The sequence below is a fragment of the Bacillus siamensis genome (assembly GCF_051628075.1).
GTDB classification, from domain to species: Bacteria; Bacillota; Bacilli; order Bacillales; family Bacillaceae; genus Bacillus; species Bacillus siamensis.
In genome coordinates this window covers 3,702,379-3,718,861 of sequence record NZ_CP155579.1, presented here as the reverse complement: position 1 = coordinate 3,718,861, position 16,483 = coordinate 3,702,379, and the positions used below count along the sequence as shown (strand labels likewise).

The 16,483-nt window shown below is 47.7% G+C and carries 13 protein-coding genes and 1 riboswitch; of the genes, 10 read left to right on the top strand and 3 right to left on the bottom strand.

Translation table 11 applies throughout. From position 1 onward, the window contains the following. Positions 1 to 29: 29 nt before the first annotated feature. The gene (locus tag ABDB98_RS18465) at positions 30 to 569 is read right to left on the bottom strand and encodes a DUF4352 domain-containing protein (protein ID WP_438422177.1); all 540 of its coding nucleotides are present in this window, start codon (positions 567 to 569) and stop codon (positions 30 to 32) included. Positions 570 to 915: 346 nt separating this feature from the next. Beyond that, positions 916 to 1,018, top strand: a riboswitch (guanidine-I (ykkC/yxkD leader). A 65-nt stretch (positions 1,019 to 1,083) separates the two neighbouring features. Between ABDB98_RS18465 and ABDB98_RS18460 the strand changes: the two genes are divergently transcribed. From ABDB98_RS18460 to ABDB98_RS18445, 4 genes are all read left to right on the top strand, one after another. Further along, entirely contained in the window at positions 1,084 to 1,920 is an 837-nt protein-coding gene (locus tag ABDB98_RS18460; RefSeq protein WP_016937469.1) for a YitT family protein, read from the top strand. Positions 1,921 to 2,084: 164 nt separating this feature from the next. Continuing rightward, entirely contained in the window at positions 2,085 to 2,978 is an 894-nt protein-coding gene (locus ABDB98_RS18455) for a PucR family transcriptional regulator (protein WP_438420927.1), read from the top strand. 117 nt (positions 2,979 to 3,095) lie between these two features. Then, complete coding sequence (locus ABDB98_RS18450) at positions 3,096 to 4,196, top strand: ABC transporter ATP-binding protein (RefSeq protein WP_047475985.1); 1,101 nt, start codon at positions 3,096 to 3,098, stop codon at positions 4,194 to 4,196. A gap of 99 nt (positions 4,197 to 4,295) precedes the next feature. Then, positions 4,296 to 5,138, top strand: a complete 843-nt coding sequence (locus ABDB98_RS18445) for a polysaccharide deacetylase family protein (RefSeq protein ID WP_438420926.1) — start codon at positions 4,296 to 4,298, stop codon at positions 5,136 to 5,138. A 35-nt stretch (positions 5,139 to 5,173) separates the two neighbouring features. Here ABDB98_RS18445 and ABDB98_RS18440 read toward each other — a convergent pair whose 3' ends face one another. After that, on the bottom strand, positions 5,174 to 6,517 hold the full coding sequence (locus ABDB98_RS18440; protein ID WP_438420925.1) for a 2-hydroxycarboxylate transporter family protein: 1,344 nt from the start codon (positions 6,515 to 6,517) through the stop codon (positions 5,174 to 5,176). Between the two features lie 501 nt (positions 6,518 to 7,018). Here ABDB98_RS18440 and ABDB98_RS18435 point away from each other — a divergent pair. The 5 genes from ABDB98_RS18435 (at position 7,019) to ABDB98_RS18415 (ending at position 13,776) form a co-directional block, all read left to right on the top strand. Next, entirely contained in the window at positions 7,019 to 8,425 is a 1,407-nt protein-coding gene (locus tag ABDB98_RS18435) for a cytochrome ubiquinol oxidase subunit I (RefSeq protein WP_016937474.1), read from the top strand. Next, positions 8,409 to 9,425 carry a cytochrome d ubiquinol oxidase subunit II gene (gene cydB, locus ABDB98_RS18430; protein ID WP_060963936.1) on the top strand — a complete coding sequence of 339 codons (1,017 nt, stop codon included), beginning with the start codon at positions 8,409 to 8,411 and terminating at the stop codon, positions 9,423 to 9,425. Before ABDB98_RS18435 ends, cydB begins: the two co-directional genes overlap by 17 nt. After that, positions 9,425 to 11,128, top strand: coding sequence for a thiol reductant ABC exporter subunit CydD (gene cydD / locus ABDB98_RS18425; protein WP_438420924.1), 1,704 nt, complete (start codon positions 9,425 to 9,427; stop codon positions 11,126 to 11,128). The genes cydB and cydD overlap by 1 nt, the downstream gene beginning before the upstream one ends. Beyond that, positions 11,125 to 12,855, top strand: a complete 1,731-nt coding sequence (cydC, locus tag ABDB98_RS18420) for a thiol reductant ABC exporter subunit CydC (RefSeq protein ID WP_438420923.1) — start codon at positions 11,125 to 11,127, stop codon at positions 12,853 to 12,855. The genes cydD and cydC overlap by 4 nt, the downstream gene beginning before the upstream one ends. A 90-nt stretch (positions 12,856 to 12,945) precedes the next feature. Beyond that, positions 12,946 to 13,776: an NAD(P)H-hydrate dehydratase gene (locus ABDB98_RS18415; protein ID WP_438420922.1), complete on the top strand. Its 831-nt coding sequence runs from the start codon at positions 12,946 to 12,948 to the stop codon at positions 13,774 to 13,776. Positions 13,777 to 13,789: 13 nt separating this feature from the next. Here ABDB98_RS18415 and ABDB98_RS18410 read toward each other — a convergent pair whose 3' ends face one another. Further along, positions 13,790 to 15,148 carry a purine-cytosine permease family protein gene (locus tag ABDB98_RS18410; protein WP_438420921.1) on the bottom strand — a complete coding sequence of 453 codons (1,359 nt, stop codon included), beginning with the start codon at positions 15,146 to 15,148 and terminating at the stop codon, positions 13,790 to 13,792. 315 nt (positions 15,149 to 15,463) lie between these two features. On the opposite strand from ABDB98_RS18410, the gene ABDB98_RS18405 reads away from it, so the two are divergent. After that, positions 15,464 to 16,450, top strand: coding sequence for a choloylglycine hydrolase family protein (locus tag ABDB98_RS18405; protein ID WP_438420920.1), 987 nt, complete (start codon positions 15,464 to 15,466; stop codon positions 16,448 to 16,450). Positions 16,451 to 16,483: the final 33 nt, after the last annotated feature.

The window sequence follows — 16,483 nt, the reverse complement described above, 5'->3', positions numbered from 1 at the left end:
AATGGTGGAGGTCTCTTTTGTTATGATCATTATTTAACTTTTACTTCAACATCGTTGCTGAATTTTATTTTCCAAGTGCCTTTAGAGTATGCGTCTTTATCAACTTCAAAGGCTTTCACTCCAGTGACCTTAATGTTCGGGTTCAAGTCACTTAAAATTTTACTGTTGTTCACTTTTGTTTCCGTTGCATAAGTCGATGAAGCGTCAATATCCGGATCATAGGAAGTTCCTTTAGAATCTACTAATTTCACGCTCGGAATGGAGAAAGAGCTTAACGGCTTGTTTGACACATTTTTAACTGTGTATTGTACAGCTACGATAACGCCGCCGTCAGATGCTTTTTTCTCAATATATTGTGTCCCTACTGAGTCTCTTTTTTCTACTTTTGTAAGAGTCACTTCTGTTTTTTCAGTTTTAACAGTGTCACCGATGTTATACAGTTTTTCCTTGGACTCCGCCGCTTTTGAGGACGCAGTTTTAGATGATGAAGATCCGCCTCCGCCGCCGAGATTTACGAGAATGATAATAACCACTACTGCCAGAAGCAATGTGATGATTTTATGTCTCATAAAAAAGTTTCTCTGATCTTTACCGCAGTTTGGGCATTTTTTAACGCCTTTAGCGATTTCTTTGCCGCATGCCTTACAAGACACTAAGTTGCCTGCCATAATATTTCCTCCTATGTAAACTATTTCTTGAAAACTACATACTATAATGCCTGTAAAATAACCTATAGTCAATACAATTTTGAGAAAAATAGTATTTTGATGATTTTTTAGTCATATATTTTAAGGGCCTTTATTAGTATCGGCAGGTCGTTCGAATTTTTCATAGGTTTATGGAAAAAAGAGTGGTTGAACATGCTCGTGATTTCCCGTATAATTTTGAAAGAAATACAAAAACTGAACATAAAAAACAGTGGTTTTCTAGGGTTCCGCAATGCTGAATTGGTCTGGACCGAGAGAAAACACACAGCAGGTTTTTTGCTGTGACACGGTGGGATAAAAGCCCGGGAGTTTCTGCTCTTTTGATGAAGAGTGCTCTCCCGGGCTTTTTTGATTTTATAAAAAGGGAGTGTCTGGGATGAAAAAGAGGTTGCTGGATGTGCTGATGCTGATGATTGGGGCTTTTATCTTCGCATTGGCCGTTAATTTATTCGCCATTCCGAATGATCTTGGAGAGGGCGGGGTAACGGGGATTACCTTGATCTTGTATTATGTGTTTGAATGGTCGCCCGGGGTGACGAATATCATTTTGAACGGGATCTTATTGATCATCGGATATAAGTTTTTAGACGGTAAAACAACGCTTTATACGATCATTACCGTTGTCGCCAACTCGCTGTTTCTGCATCTGACGCATGACTGGCACTCGCCGTCACATGAACTCATTATTAATACTATTTTTGCGGGCGTGTTTGCCGGTGTCGGAATCGGAATCATTATCCGAGTCGGAGGCACGACTGCGGGATCTGCCATTTTGGCGAGGATTGCGAACAAATATCTCGATTGGAATATCAGCTATGCGCTTTTGTTCTTTGATCTGATTGTCGTCTTCAGTTCTTATTTCATCATCGGTGCGGAAAAAATGATGTTTACCATTGTGATGCTGTACATCGGAACGAAGGTGATGGACTTTATCATTGAAGGGCTGAATACGAAAAAAGCGGTGACGATCATATCTGAGCATAAGCACGAAATCGCTGAGCAGGTCAACACGCTTATGGACAGAGGGGTGACGCTGCTGTCGGGTAAAGGGAATTACACGGGGCAGTCGAAAGAAATTTTATATATCGTCATCCAGAAACAAGAGCTCTCCATGCTCAAGAAAATTATTAAAAGCTGTGATACAAAGGCGTTTGTCATTGTTCATGATGTGCGAGACGTCTTTGGTGAAGGATTCGTCGATATCTCTAAATAAAAAAGATCCCTCTGCCGGTGCGGAGGGTTTTTTATATACCGGGGAGAAACGGTAATGATCCGTTTCCCGGGAAATAGCCGGAAAGCTGTTTCTAAAATGAAGTAGATACAACCCGCCGGACGTTTTATACTGAAAATATAATAGAGCGATAGAGAGGAGCGCATATGAACCCGTTATTGGCAATTTACCCGAGGGCTGTGCTGTCTGATACGTGCTGTGCGGCAGAGGATGTCTTTTGTTTTTATGATGAGAAGAGGCGGGTCTATGTCGCCATTCCGAAGGAGGATATCACCCCGAAGGAGAAACTGCTTCTGGAATCGTTTTTGACACCTGCTGAAGAGAAAGGCGTTTTTTTTGCAGAGACGGCGGAAGCAAAGAGGTGGCGGCGTTTTCTGCTGGAAGAGGGTCCGGTTCCTGACGTCAAAGAGTTTCGTGTCCGTTTTATTCATTATGACTTAATGGGGGAACGGAACTGGGGGGCGTTTACGGAAGCGTTGCGCTATTTCTGGCCGATTCCGTATATGGTTGTCCGGACGGGAAGGGATCAGGGCGTGATTGTAGAGGAAGAAAAGCTTGAAGCCCCTGATCCGGGTGATATCGCATCTTTTGTGAAGGTTTCTGAATGCGATTTTTATTTCAGTGTCCGTTTCTTCATCGGGAGGTATTACGGTGCCGGGGAACGTCTGCGCCTTCATTATCGGAGGGAACAGCAATATTTTCAGATTGGAAGGCGTCATCTCCCGCAGCTGAGCACGCTGACCGCGGAAACGGTATTTCCGGCCATGCTCTCGGAAGAAAGCCGAGATAAGCTCTCTGCATTGCTTCACGAAGAGGCTGTGTTGCTGTTTCAGAAAGAACCGGGGCTGAAGCATACGATTCAGACTTTTATTGAACATAACTCAAACATGTCGCTCACATCGAAAAAACTGCATTTGCACCGCAACAGTCTTCAATATCGGATTGATAAATTTGCGGAACGCTCAGGTATTGATATTAAGACATATCGGGGCGCCCTGCTGGCTTATTTCATTTGCCTGCAGTATGAAAAATCACAGTAAATGGGAAATGTGCACGAAGGCTGCCGGCTTTTTTTATGAACATTGCCTATACACGCCGCCGCCGGAGGCTGTTACAATCCTATTTAAGAAAGCGTTTACAAATAAAGGGGGATATACATGGCGGAACTTCGGCTCGAGCATATTTATAAGTATTACGATCAAAAAGAAGCGGCTGTCGATGATTTTAACCTTCATATTAAAGATAAAGAGTTTATCGTGTTTGTCGGTCCGTCGGGATGCGGAAAGTCGACAACATTGCGGATGGTTGCCGGGCTGGAAGACATCTCGAAGGGCGATTTTTATATCGGAGACACGAGGGTGAATGATATCGCTCCTAAAGACAGGGATATCGCCATGGTGTTCCAAAACTATGCGCTGTATCCGCATATGACGGTCTATGATAATATCGCTTTCGGTCTGAAGCTGAGAAAGATGCCGAAACCGGAGATTAAAAAACGGGTCGAAGAAGCAGCGAAAATGCTGGGGCTCACAGAGTATCTGCACCGCAAACCGAAGGCGCTCTCCGGCGGGCAGCGGCAGCGTGTTGCATTAGGACGGGCGATCGTCAGGGACGCCAAAGTGTTTTTAATGGATGAGCCGCTGTCAAATCTGGATGCAAAGCTTCGGGTGCAGATGCGGGCTGAAATTATTAAGCTCCATCAAAGACTGCAAACAACTACGATCTATGTGACGCACGACCAAACAGAGGCGCTGACGATGGCGACACGCATTGTAGTCATGAAGGATGGGAAGATTCAGCAGATCGGCACGCCGAAAGAAGTCTATGAACATCCGGAAAACGTTTTTGTCGGCGGGTTCATCGGCTCCCCCGCGATGAACTTTTTTAAAGGAAAGCTGACTGACGGCGCTATTCAGATCGGTTCAGCCGCTCTCAGCGTGCCGGAAGGGAAAATGAAAATGCTCCGGGAAAAAGGCTATGCCGGTAAAGATGTGATCTTCGGCATCCGCCCGGAAGACATACATGACGAGCTGATTGTGGTAGAATCCTATAAGAATTCATCCATCACAGCTAAAATCAATGTCGCGGAATTGCTCGGGTCAGAAATTATGGTTTATTCCCGGATCGGGGATCAGGATTTTATCGCCCGGATTGATGCCCGCCATGACATTCATGCCGGTGAGGAATTGACTGTCGCTTTCGACATGAATAAAGCTCATTTTTTCGACAGTGAAACAGAAATCAGAATCCGCTCATGACGCAAAGCCGGACAGCTGAATGTCCGGCTTTTTTGATGTAACAATTTTTGCCCGTCGACCGATATAAAAAGTAAATAGTAGACAGAAAGCAGGAAAACCATGAAACGCATGATTACGTGCATGTGCCTTTTGGCTGCTCTGTTAACGCTTGCCGCCTGTTCGGACCATGAGGCAAGTGCCGAAGAGAGCATTCCGAAGGCAGAAGCGCACCACGATGAAAAGTCTGTAAAGCGCCAAATCAAAAAGGAGCCGGATACGTCCGCCTGGGTTAAAACGAAAGGAACGGCGAGACTGCCGATTCTGATGTACCACAGCATTTCTGAGGGAAACAGCCTGCGTGTGCCGAAGGAAGAATTTCAGCAGCATATGAAGTGGCTTCATGATCACGGCTATTATACGATGACTCCGGAAGAAGCCTATCTGATGCTGACGGAGGATAGAGAGCCGCGTGAAAAATGCGTGCTGATCACATTTGATGACGGCTATACCGACAATGTGAAAGCGGCGTATCCCATTTTAAAGAAATATAAGATGAAAGCGACCATCTTCATGATCGGTAACTTTATCGGACATAAAAATCACCTGACTGAGAAGCAGATGAAGGAGATGGCCGCACACGGCATTTCCATTCAAAGCCATACGATGAACCATCTCGAATTGAACGGGCTCACGCCTCAGCAGCAGCGACGCGAAATGGCGGACTCTAAGCGTTTATTTGACCAAATGTTCGGGCAGCGGACGTCTGTAATCAGTTACCCTGTCGGACGATATAATAAGGAAACTTTAAAAGCCGCAGCTGCTGCAGGCTACCGTATGGCGGTCACGACGGAGCCGGGAGCGGCATCGAGAGATCAGGGGCTTTACTCGCTTCACCGTGTCCGTGTATCGCCGGGCATGTCCGGTACGGCATTCGGCTCTTATATCCAAAATGTGATGAAATAACAGAGCCTCCGCATATGGCGGAGGCTTTTTTCCGTTTAATAGAATTGATGAAGCAACAGGAGGGTGACGCTCACGGTAATCGCCCCGCCGATTCTGGTCGACACTTGGGCAAACGGCATAAGCTCAAGCCGTTCAGCGGCGCTTAAGATCGCGACGTCGCCTGTGCCGCCCTGACCGGAATGGCAGGCATTGATGACCGCCGTCTCAATCGGGTACAGATTCAGCCATTTACCGGTCAGAAAACCGACGGCTATCATCGTAATGACTATGGATAAAATGGTAATGATATTGCTGATATTAAAAGCCGCAATCAGTTTGTCCCACGGTGTCATTGAAACGCCGATCGCAAATAAGAGCGGATAGGTCACGGCCGTCGAGAAAAAACGCGAAACGCCGAAAGCTCCGTTTTCAATCGAGGCCGGCGCCAGCCTGAACAGCTTAATAAGCACGGCAAGGACGAGCATCACGACAGGAGCCGGAAGCTGAAAGAAATCATGCGCCAGCATGCCGACTAAATACAGGGAAACCGCTAAAATCCCCCCCGAAGCGAAAAAAGACAGATTAAACGCATTGTCATTGGCCGGCTGTTCCAATACAGGAGCGGATTGATCAGACTTATCAACCTTCCCGTTGCCCGTCCATTCCGGCCTGCGTTTCCCGATGACGTTCAGCAAACCCGATAACATAATGGCGCACAGGCTGCCGAGCATGATGGACGGCAGCACAAGCGCAAAGGCGTCTCCCTGGGACATCGGCATCATATCGGAGTAGCCGATGGATAAAGGAATCGCGCCCTCGCCGACACCTCCCGCCATAATCGGGACGACAATATAAAGCAGTGTGTGCTGAAAACCGAGCCCGAGCAGCGTCCCGACGCATAAGCCGACGATGGCGGCCGCGATCGAACCGGCAATCAGCGGAATGAAAATCTTGACGAAAGCCTTGACGAGAGTCTCTCTTTTCATTCCCAGAATACTGCCGACGACGATACCGGCAATAAATAGATAGAGAAAGTTAGAGTTTTCCGTGAATTTTGTTGTTGATGTAATAATGTCTTTCGGAAGCAGATGGTAGTAGACGACAGCGGACGGAATAAAGGTTGCGAGGATCGCAGGGCCGCCGATGGAACGCACGATCGGAATGGATTTTCCGATCTGGCCGAAGGTAAATCCAAAAAAACTCATGACCGCAATCGATGTCAGGATGTCGCTTTTTACATCGTGTTTCATGACAAACACCGTAATAAGCAAGAAGAGCAGGATATAGATAGGAAGAGGAATAATGCCGATTCTTATATTCATTGCTCTGGCAAACCAATTATCAGTCCGTTGCTGTTTTTGGAGTGAATCCGTTTGCAAATTTGGTTGAAGTTCTCCCATGCTTGTTCCCCCAGTCGTTATGTAGTGAAAAATATCCCCATTTAAAGTATACTAAAAAATTTAAATTGTTCATATATTAAGAATTTACTAGAAAACTTACTTTCCTCTCATTTTCTTTCTCAAAAAGGCGATATGGCGGCCTTTCTCGCTGAATAAAGCATTTTGTTCGCCACACGAATAAAAAAGAGGTACGATATGGAAGGGACAAAAATCCTAGGTGCCGACATAAAATCTCTACAAATTCGACATTAATCGGTCACAATTTCAGCCTATTTTTAGGTATATCGATCTTTTTTTTTAGGCGGAATCGTTGTAAAGTAATGATATTGAATCATTTCTATGACAGCAGCTGCCCCCTAGGGAGTGCAGGCTGATAATTCATTAGTTTTGACAAATTTGTGAAACATTGAGCAAATATATCATTTCTTGTGAAATACCGAGCAATGGTTTTGTCGTGTTTGTGAAATGTTGAGCAATTTACCAGATTGGAGGAAAAACATCATGAGTGAGTTGGTTTTAGCCCGCATACAATTTGCATCTACAACATTGTTTCACTTCCTGTTTGTGCCTATGTCTATCGGGCTTGTGTTTATGGTTGCTTTGATGGAGACGCTTTATGTTGTCAAAAAACAAGAGACCTATCTCAAAATGGCTAAATTTTGGGGACATCTCTTTTTAATTAACTTTGCTGTCGGCGTCGTCACAGGGATTCTTCAGGAATTCCAGTTTGGATTGAACTGGTCTGATTATTCTCGTTTTGTCGGAGACGTATTTGGAGCTCCGCTTGCGGTTGAAGCGCTTTTGGCGTTTTTTATGGAATCTATTTTTATCGGATTATGGATTTTCGGCTGGGACCGTTTATCTAAAAAAGTGCATTTGCTTTGCATTTGGCTTGTATCCTTCGGGACGATTATGTCATCTTTCTGGATTTTGACGGCAAACTCATTCATGCAGGAGCCGGTCGGCTTTGCGATTAAAAATGGCCGCGCGGAAATGAATGATTTCGGGGCGCTTTTGACAAACCCTCAGCTTTGGGTTGAATTCCCTCACGTCATTTTCGGGGCGCTTGCAACTGGTGCTTTCTTTATCGCCGGTGTCAGCGCATATAAATTATTGAAGAAAAAAGAAGTGCCTTTCTTCCATAAATCTTTCAAGCTTTCAATGATTGTCGGTCTGATCGCCGGTATCGGCGTTGCGTTCAGCGGACATATGCAGGCTGAGCATTTAATGGAATCACAGCCGATGAAAATGGCCGCCAGTGAAGCGCTTTGGGATGACAGCGGTGATCCTGCCGCATGGACGGCTTTTGCGAACATTGATACGAATAAAGAAAAAAACACATCAGAAATTTCAATTCCTTACGCACTCAGCTACTTGGCTTATCAGAAGTTCAGCGGCAGTGTTAAAGGGATGAAAACTCTTCAAAAAGAATACGAAAAAACGTACGGAAAAGGCGACTATATCCCGCCTGTTAAAACGACGTTCTGGAGCTTCCGCATCATGGCGGGTGCAGGCGCGCTTATGATTTTCGCCGCGATTGCCGGCTTTATTCTGAACCGCCGCAAAAAGCTTCATACAAGCAAGTGGTATTTACGGGGCATGATCGCACTGATCGCATTCCCGTTCATTGCGAACTCTGCCGGATGGATTATGACTGAAATCGGGCGCCAGCCGTGGACGGTCATGGGGCAATTGACGACCGCACAATCCGTTTCGCCTAACGTAACGACAGGATCTCTGCTGTTTTCAATTATCAGCTTCGGCGTCATGTACTTGATTTTAGGCGCGCTGCTTGTTTTCCTATTCGTTCGTGAAATTAAAAAAGGTGCGGACCATGATGATCACAAGGATGTCCCTGTATCAACAGATCCGTTCAGTCAGGAGGTCTACCATGGGGTCACTTCATGATCTTTGGTTTATACTCGTTTCGATTTTGTTTGTCGGATTTTTCTTTTTAGAAGGTTTTGATTTCGGTGTCGGCATTTCGACCCGATTTCTTGGCCATAATGAATTAGAACGCAGAGTGCTGGTTAACACCATCGGCCCGTTCTGGGATGCGAATGAGGTGTGGCTGATCACAGGTACGGGAGCGATTTTCGCAGCATTCCCGAACTGGTATGCAACGATGCTCAGCGGATATTACATTCCGTTTATCATCATTCTTCTTGCCTTGATGGGCCGCGGCGTGGCATTTGAATTCCGCGGGCAAGTGAACAATCTGAAATGGGTCAAAACATGGGACTGGGTGATTTTCTTCGGAAGCCTTATCCCGCCGTTTGTATTCGGCCTTATCTTTACAAGCTTGTTCCGCGGCGTGCCGATTGACGGACACATGAACATTCACGCGGGTTTTTCAGATATTGTGAACGTGTATTCCGTTCTTGGCGGAGCAGCCGTCACCCTTCTTTCATTCCTGCACGGTTTAATGTTTATCACCCTGCGCACGATCGGTGATTTACAAGAGCGTGCGAGAAAAATGGCAAAACGCGTAATCGGTGTTATCTTTCTTGTTGTACTTGCTTTCTTTGCGATGTCTGCATACGATACGGATATGTTTACACGCCGGGCAAACATCACGATTCCAATATTCGTGCTGATTGTCATCTGCAACGTTCTTGCCATTGTGTTCATGAGCAAGAAAAAAGACGGCTGGGCATTCGGTATGACCGGCGCGGGTCTCGCTTTGACAGTCGCGATGATTTTTATCTCCCTGTTCCCGCGCGTCATGGTCAGCTCGCTGAAAAGCGCGTATGACTTAACAGTAGCTAACGCGTCTTCCGGTGATTATTCACTTAAAGTCATGACAATTGTCGCACTGACTCTGCTGCCGTTTGTCATCGGCAGTCAGATCTGGAGCTATTATGTCTTCCGGAAACGCGTCAGCCATAAGGAGCCTATGACTTATTAATGGGAAAAGACCTGTTTCTTTATAAAGGAATGAAGCGGATTCTTGCGATCATTACGGGATTAACGATCATACAAACGGCCGCCATTATCTTGCAGGCGGAATGGCTGAGCCAGGCGGTAACCGGATTATTTAACGGGAAGCGGATTGCTTCTCTTTATCCGGTTATCGGCTTTTTCCTGCTTGCGTTTTTGGTCCGGCATGCGGTGACAACGGTCCGGCAGAAAATCGTGTACCAATATGCCGCGCAAACCGGCGCAGACTTAAGAAAAAGATTTCTTGAGCAAATATTCCGTCTCGGCCCCCGCTTTGCGAAAAAAGAGGGGACAGGCCGGATGGTGACGCTGGCGATGGAAGGCATCAGCCAGTTCCGCCGCTATTTAGAGCTGTTTCTGCCGAAAATGGTCAGCATGGCGATCGTGCCGGCTGCCGTTGTCATTTACGTGTTTTTTCAGGATAAAACATCGGCTTTGATTCTGATTCTTGCGCTTCCGATTTTGATTGTATTTATGATTCTGCTCGGACTTGTCGCACAGAAAAAAGCCGATCGCCAATGGAAGTCCTATCAGACGCTTTCCAATCATTTCGTGGATTCGCTCCGCGGACTGGAGACATTGCGGTTTTTAGGATTAAGCAAATCACACAGCAAAAATATTTTTCATGTCAGTGAGAGATACCGCAAGGCGACGATGAGCACGCTCCGGGTCGCGTTTTTATCATCATTCGCCCTTGATTTCTTCACGATGCTGTCGGTGGCGACAGTGGCGGTGTTCCTCGGCTTGCGGCTGATAGACGGACAGATTCTTCTCGGTCCGGCATTGACCGCGCTGATTCTCGCGCCTGAATACTTTCTCCCGGTCCGCGAGGTAGGAAATGATTACCACGCGACATTAAACGGGCAGGAAGCGGGAAAAACCATTCAGGCGATTTTGGCGCAGCCCGGTTTTAAAGAAGAAAAGCCGCTCGAGCTTGATACGTGGACTGACGGAGATGAATTACAGCTTACGCGTTTGTCCGTCCGTGAATCGATGTCTGAATTTAATCTGTCCTTTAAAGGGAAGAAAAAAATCGGGATTATCGGGGAAAGCGGCGCGGGAAAATCGACTCTCATTGATGTGCTGGGCGGCTTTTTAGAGCCTGCGTCCGGTGAGATCAAGGTTAACGGTGAATCCCGCTCGCATCTGCAGTCGGACGGCTGGCAGAAGCAGCTGCTCTATATTCCGCAGCATCCGTACATTTTTGATGACACGCTTTTGAATAATATCCGGTTTTATCATCCTGATGCTTCCCGTGAGGAAACGGCGCAGGCCGCTAGATCGGCGGGTCTTTCCGAACTGATCCGTGATCTGCCCGGCGGTCTTGACGGCCGGATCGGCGAGGGCGGACGGGCGCTCAGCGGAGGGCAGGCTCAGCGTGTCGCGCTGGCCAGAGCCTTTTTAGGAAACCGTCCGATTCTCCTTTTGGATGAGCCGACCGCTCACCTTGATATTGAAACAGAGTATGAAATAAAAGAAACGATGAAAGACCTGTTTGAAAATAAGCTTGTTTTTCTGGCCACTCATCGTCTTCACTGGATGCTTGAAATGGACGAAATTATCGTGCTTGATGACGGCGCGGTAGCGGAAATCGGCACCCACGACGAATTGATGGCGAAACAAGGCGTATACGCCAAACTTGTAGAGGCGCAACTGGGGGAAAGAACATGAGGAAAGAAGAATGGATTCTGCCGTATATTAAGCAAAATGCCCGTTTGTTTGTTCTTGTGATTTTTTTAGGCGCGGTGACGATTTTTTCGGCGGCCTTTCTCATGTTTACTTCCGGTTTTTTGATCTCTAAGTCGGCGACAAGGCCTGAGAATATCCTGCTGGTGTACGTCCCGATTGTGGCCGTGCGCACCTTCGGGATCGCCCGTTCAGTCTCCCGGTATGCCGAGCGTCTGACAGGGCATCACATCATTTTGAAAATCGTGTCCGACATGCGGGTGCGGCTTTACAATATGCTGGAGCCGGCCTCTCTCATGCTCTCTTCCCGTTTCCGGACGGGCGACATGCTCGGCATTTTGGCTGAGGATATTGAGCATTTGCAGGATGCGTTTTTAAAAACGATTTTCCCCGGGGTTTCCGCTTTGCTGCTGTATGCGGCATCCGTTATCGGGCTCGGCTTTTTTTCCTGGCCGTTTGCCGCTCTTGCGGCGATTTATCTGTTTGTATTGGTTGTCTTATTTCCGGTTGTGTCGCTTCTTGTGACGAGAGCGAAAAACATGAGGCTGAAAAGCGGACGGAATACGCTCTACAGCCGGCTGACCGATGCCGTGCTCGGCGTGAGCGACTGGATGTTCTCGGGACGTCAGGCCGCCTTTATTTCCTCTTATGAAGAGAAAGAAAAGGCATGGTTTGACCTTGAGAGCAAGCGTCAGCGATTTACGAGGCTGCGCGATCTCGCCGCACAATGCCTTGTCGGCGGCTTCATATTGATCATGCTGTTCTGGACGGCAGGTCAGTATGCGGACGGCAGTATGGCCAACACGATGATCGCGGCCTTTGTGCTTGTTGTATTTCCATTGACGGAGGCGTTTCTGCCCCTTTCGGATGCGCTAACGGAAGTGCCTTCTTATCAGGATTCGATCAGAAGAATGAGTAAGGCGGCTCCAGAGCTGCGGGGGCGTGAGGTGAAGCAGTCAGATGAGAAACTGGATGTCACTGATGTGACACTGACGTTTGATAACGTGACATTTTCTTATGATCAGCACAGTCATGTGCTTGACCGCTTTTCCTTCACTCTCCGCCAGGGTGAAAAAATGGCGCTGCTCGGCAGGAGCGGCTCCGGTAAGTCGACCTCTCTCGCTTTAATTGAAGGCGCCTTAGTTCCCGATTCAGGCAAAGTGACACTGAACGGGCTGGAAACTGCGGCCGTGCAGGATCAGATTTCCTCAGCGGTAGCCGTTTTGAATCAGAAGCCTCATCTTTTTAATACGAGCATTATGAACAATATCCGGCTCGGAAACGGCAAGGCGAGTGATGAAGATGTTAAGCGTGCGGCGCGGCAAGTGAAGCTGCACGACTATATTGAATCACTGCCTGACGGGTATGAAACGTCCGTGCAGGAGACGGGGATACGTTTTTCAGGCGGGGAGCGTCAGCGGATCGCACTTGCCCGCATTCTGCTCCAGGATACGCCGGTCATTATTCTTGATGAACCGACGGTCGGCCTTGATGCGGTCACTGAACGCGAATTGCTTGATACGATTTTTGACGTCTTTAAAGAGAAAACGATCCTCTGGATTACACACCATCTGGCAGGTGTGGAAACAGCTGATAAAATCGTCTTTTTAGAAAATGGAAAAGCAGAAATGGAAGGAACCCATCAAGAGCTGCTTGCAGAAAACGAACGGTACCGAAAGCTTTACCGTCTTGATGTTCCGATCAGAACATAAACAGCCGCAAACGTGCGGCTGTTTTTTTGTGCGGTTTAAAATCTCTTCTTGTTTGGAATATAAATAAGAGACAGAAGAGGAGGTACAGAGATGGACATACTGGAATGGACGGAACGGGATGTGAAAGATACATTGCCGAAGCGTGAGGCAGACAGCCATAAGGGGACGTTCGGGACGGCGTTATTGCTGGCCGGAAGCGATGACATGCCGGGAGCCGCCCTTCTTGCAGGTTTGGGCGCGATGAGAAGCGGTGTCGGTAAGCTCGTCATCGGTACATCGGCAGGCGTCATCCCGCTCATTGTCCCGGTGCTGCCGGAAGCGACGTACTGGCGGGACGGGTGGAAAAAAGCCGCGGCGGCTCAGCCGGAAGAAACCATCCGGGCCGCGGCCATCGGGCCGGGGCTTCCCCAAACGGACGAAGTGCAGCAGGCGGCTGACCAGCTGCTTTCTGCCGATTATCCCGTCATACTGGATGCGGGCGCCTTAACGAAAAGATCCTATCCGGAAAGGAAAGCCCCGGTGATCTTGACGCCTCATCCCGGCGAATTTTCAAGAATGACAGGCCTTCCGATTCAAGAGATTCAGCAGAACAGGGCGGCATATGCCGCGGAATGGGCGGAGCGGCTTCATGTCACGATTGTCCTGAAAGGAAACGAAACCATTATCGCTTTTCCTGACGGGGAGTGCCGCCGGAATACAACCGGAAACGGCGCGCTTGCAAAAGGCGGGACCGGCGACACGCTGACGGGAATGATCCTCGGTATGTTGTGCTGTCATCAAGACCCGAAGCATGCCGTATTGAACGCCGTCCGCCTTCACGGCGAATGTGCGGAGTTATGGACGAAAGAGCGCTCCGCACATACCTTATTGGCGCACGAACTTTCCGAACTGCTGCCGCGTGTATGGAAGGAATATGAATAAAGAAAAGGCGTCTTCATAGGGAAGGCGCCTCTTTTTGTTTTAACCTTGATTTCATCAGAACATAATACAACAGCGACGGAACGGCCAGCCCGACGACCCAGGCAATGTCGCCTCCGCCGAATATTTCTGCGAGCGGCCCGATGTAAAAGGACGTATTGATGAACGGGATTTCTAATATGATCGACAAAACGAAGGCGGCCGCTGTAATCCAGTTGACCCTGCCGTATTGTCCATTCACGTCAAACATCGACTTGACGTGGTATTTTCCGCGGCGGACAAAATAGTAATCCACGAGGTTGATCGCTGTCCATGGAATTAAGAAATAACTGATGAAAAAGATGAAATTTAAAAACAGTTCCATGAAATTGCTTTGACCCAAGAGACTTAATACAGTACCCGCTGCCGTCACACAAAGGATCATTACGACTCTCGTTTTCGGCGTCACCTTCAGTTTTAAAAACGGCTCCAGGGTGGTCGTGGTTGACATAAAGGCTCCGTATAAATTAAAGACGTTGATAGCCATTTGCCCGAACAGGACGATAATCAGCATAATAAAGGAAAACGGGCCGAACAATTGGACAATTTCATTTCCGGCATTAGCAGTGAATCCCGGGAGCGCCGTCGTCAAAATAGCGCCGAGAAGCATCATCCAGATAGAACTGACTGACGTACCTGCGTAGCTGTACCAAAAGGTATGCGATGCCGGTGTTTTGACCGGCAGATAACGGGAATAATCTGCGACATATGGCGCATACGCCAGCTGCCATGTGGCCACCGCGCTGACCGCCACTAAGAAAACAGGCAGATCTAATGAGCCGGGCACCCAGCTTCCTGAGGGAATCGGCAGTTGAAAAATAAGAATCGTTGCAGCAAAAAAAACGGCAAAGGAGGTCCAAGAGAGGATTTTCTGCATTTTGTGAATCAGATCATGACCGTAGATCGTGAGTAAAAAACAGATGGCGCTTAAGCCGATAATACACCATGAAGCCGGAATCGGTACAAAGCTGCTCAGTGTACCGGCTGCGAGAATCGTACTGCTCGCAAAGAAGCCCAGGTAGATAAACATGACCAAAAAGAGGGGCAGAATCGCTCCGATCACGCCGAATTGCGCGCGGCTTTGAATCATTTGCGGAATTCCGAGCTGAGGTCCTTGTGCGGAATGAGACGCCATAAAGATTGCGCCGATAAAGGTTCCGATAATAATGGCGGCGATACTCCAAAAGAGATCGAGTCCCATTGTAACGGGCAGTGTGCCTGTGACTAACGTCGTTATATGCATATTCGCCCCGAACCAAACGGGGAATAAATCTTTGGCCTTTCCGTGTCTTTCGTGATGCGGAATATGTTCAATCGTTCGCCTTTCTACTTTCAATAGATAATCTCCTCCGTATGTCTTCTTTTAACATAAAGTCATAGCTTAACAGATTGACTTACCGTTTACAAATTCCAGTACGCAGGAAAAACATTGTAAAGCCTCGCTGACAGCAGTTCTTAGATTTTTTGTGAAACTGAACAGACACTGCCGCCAAAACGATTTACCGGGGGTTAAAAGGCATGGAGATGCTTACGGACTAATATATATGAAGGAGAAATGTGTCAATCTTTTGACGAATGGAATCATTATTCGCTAAGCTTTAAGAATAGTTTACTTTGTGTAAATTTCATAAATGAAAAGGGGATTGATGATATGTGTACAAGTCTTACATTGAAAACGGCAGATGGTAATCACCTATTGGCGCGAACGATGGATTTTGCTTTTCAGCTCGACACCGACGTCATGCTGTACCCTCGTCAGTACAGCTGGAAAAGCGAAGCTGACGGCAGGCTGCATAAGACGAAATACGCATTTATCGGCATGGGGAGAAATCTCGGCAATATTCTGTTTGCCGACGGCGTGAATGAAAAAGGGCTGTCTTGTGCGACGCTGTATTTTCCGGGCTTTGCGGGATACGAGAAAGCGGAACGGGAGGGCACGTGCCACATTGCTCCTCATGAGTTCGTCACATGGACCTTATCAAACTGTGAATCTCTTGAAGACGTAAAGGAAAAGCTCGCTTCACTGACAATTGTAGAGAAGAAGTTAATGTTATTGGATACGGTGCTGCCCCTTCATTGGATTTTATCAGACCGCACGGGGAGCTGCATTGTGATCGAGCCGACGCCGGAAGGTATGAAAGTCTATGACAACAAACCCGGAGTGATGACCAACAGTCCTGAATTTCCTTGGCATGTGACCAATCTGCGCCATTATATCGGAATCAGGCCGCAGCAGTCAGAAAGCAAAACATTGGGCGGAATGACATTAACCGCATTCGGCCAAGGGTCAGGAACGATCGGGCTTCCCGGTGACTACACGCCGCCATCCCGATTCATCAGGGCCGCTTATCTGAAAGAGCATTTAGAGCCTGCCGCTCATGAAACAGATGGCGTTACGGCCGCTTTTCACGTGCTGTCCAATATGAATATTCCAAAAGGCGCGGTGATCACCGAGGAGAATGAAATTGATTATACGCAGTATACGTCCGTCATGTGCTGTGACACGGGGAGCTATTACTTTCATCTGTACGACAACCGGCAGATCCATAAAGTGAATTTATTCCATGAAGATCTTGACCGTCCGGAGCCGAAAGTATTTGCGGCTGTGGCGGAGCAGAATATACAGGAGCTTAATTAGCTCAAAAAAAAACAGGACGCGATTGTCCTGTTT

Bases quoted from the DNA above. Each gene is read 5' to 3' on its own strand.
- ABDB98_RS18450 (WP_047475985.1), top strand. From the start codon at position 3,096: ATGGCGGAACTTCGGCTCGAGCATATTTATAAGTATTACGATCAAAAA.
- ABDB98_RS18455 (WP_438420927.1), top strand. From the start codon at position 2,085: ATGAACCCGTTATTGGCAATTTACCCGAGGGCTGTGCTGTCTGATACG.
- ABDB98_RS18445 (WP_438420926.1), top strand. From the start codon at position 4,296: ATGAAACGCATGATTACGTGCATGTGCCTTTTGGCTGCTCTGTTAACG.
- ABDB98_RS18465 (WP_438422177.1), bottom strand. From the start codon at position 569: ATGAGACATAAAATCATCACATTGCTTCTGGCAGTAGTGGTTATTATC.
- ABDB98_RS18440 (WP_438420925.1), bottom strand. From the start codon at position 6,517: ATGGGAGAACTTCAACCAAATTTGCAAACGGATTCACTCCAAAAACAG.
- cydC (WP_438420923.1), top strand. From the start codon at position 11,125: ATGAGGAAAGAAGAATGGATTCTGCCGTATATTAAGCAAAATGCCCGT.
- ABDB98_RS18415 (WP_438420922.1), top strand. From the start codon at position 12,946: ATGGACATACTGGAATGGACGGAACGGGATGTGAAAGATACATTGCCG.
- cydB (WP_060963936.1), top strand. From the start codon at position 8,409: ATGGGGTCACTTCATGATCTTTGGTTTATACTCGTTTCGATTTTGTTT.
- ABDB98_RS18405 (WP_438420920.1), top strand. From the start codon at position 15,464: ATGTGTACAAGTCTTACATTGAAAACGGCAGATGGTAATCACCTATTG.
- ABDB98_RS18460 (WP_016937469.1), top strand. From the start codon at position 1,084: ATGAAAAAGAGGTTGCTGGATGTGCTGATGCTGATGATTGGGGCTTTT.
- ABDB98_RS18435 (WP_016937474.1), top strand. From the start codon at position 7,019: ATGAGTGAGTTGGTTTTAGCCCGCATACAATTTGCATCTACAACATTG.
- cydD (WP_438420924.1), top strand. From the start codon at position 9,425: ATGGGAAAAGACCTGTTTCTTTATAAAGGAATGAAGCGGATTCTTGCG.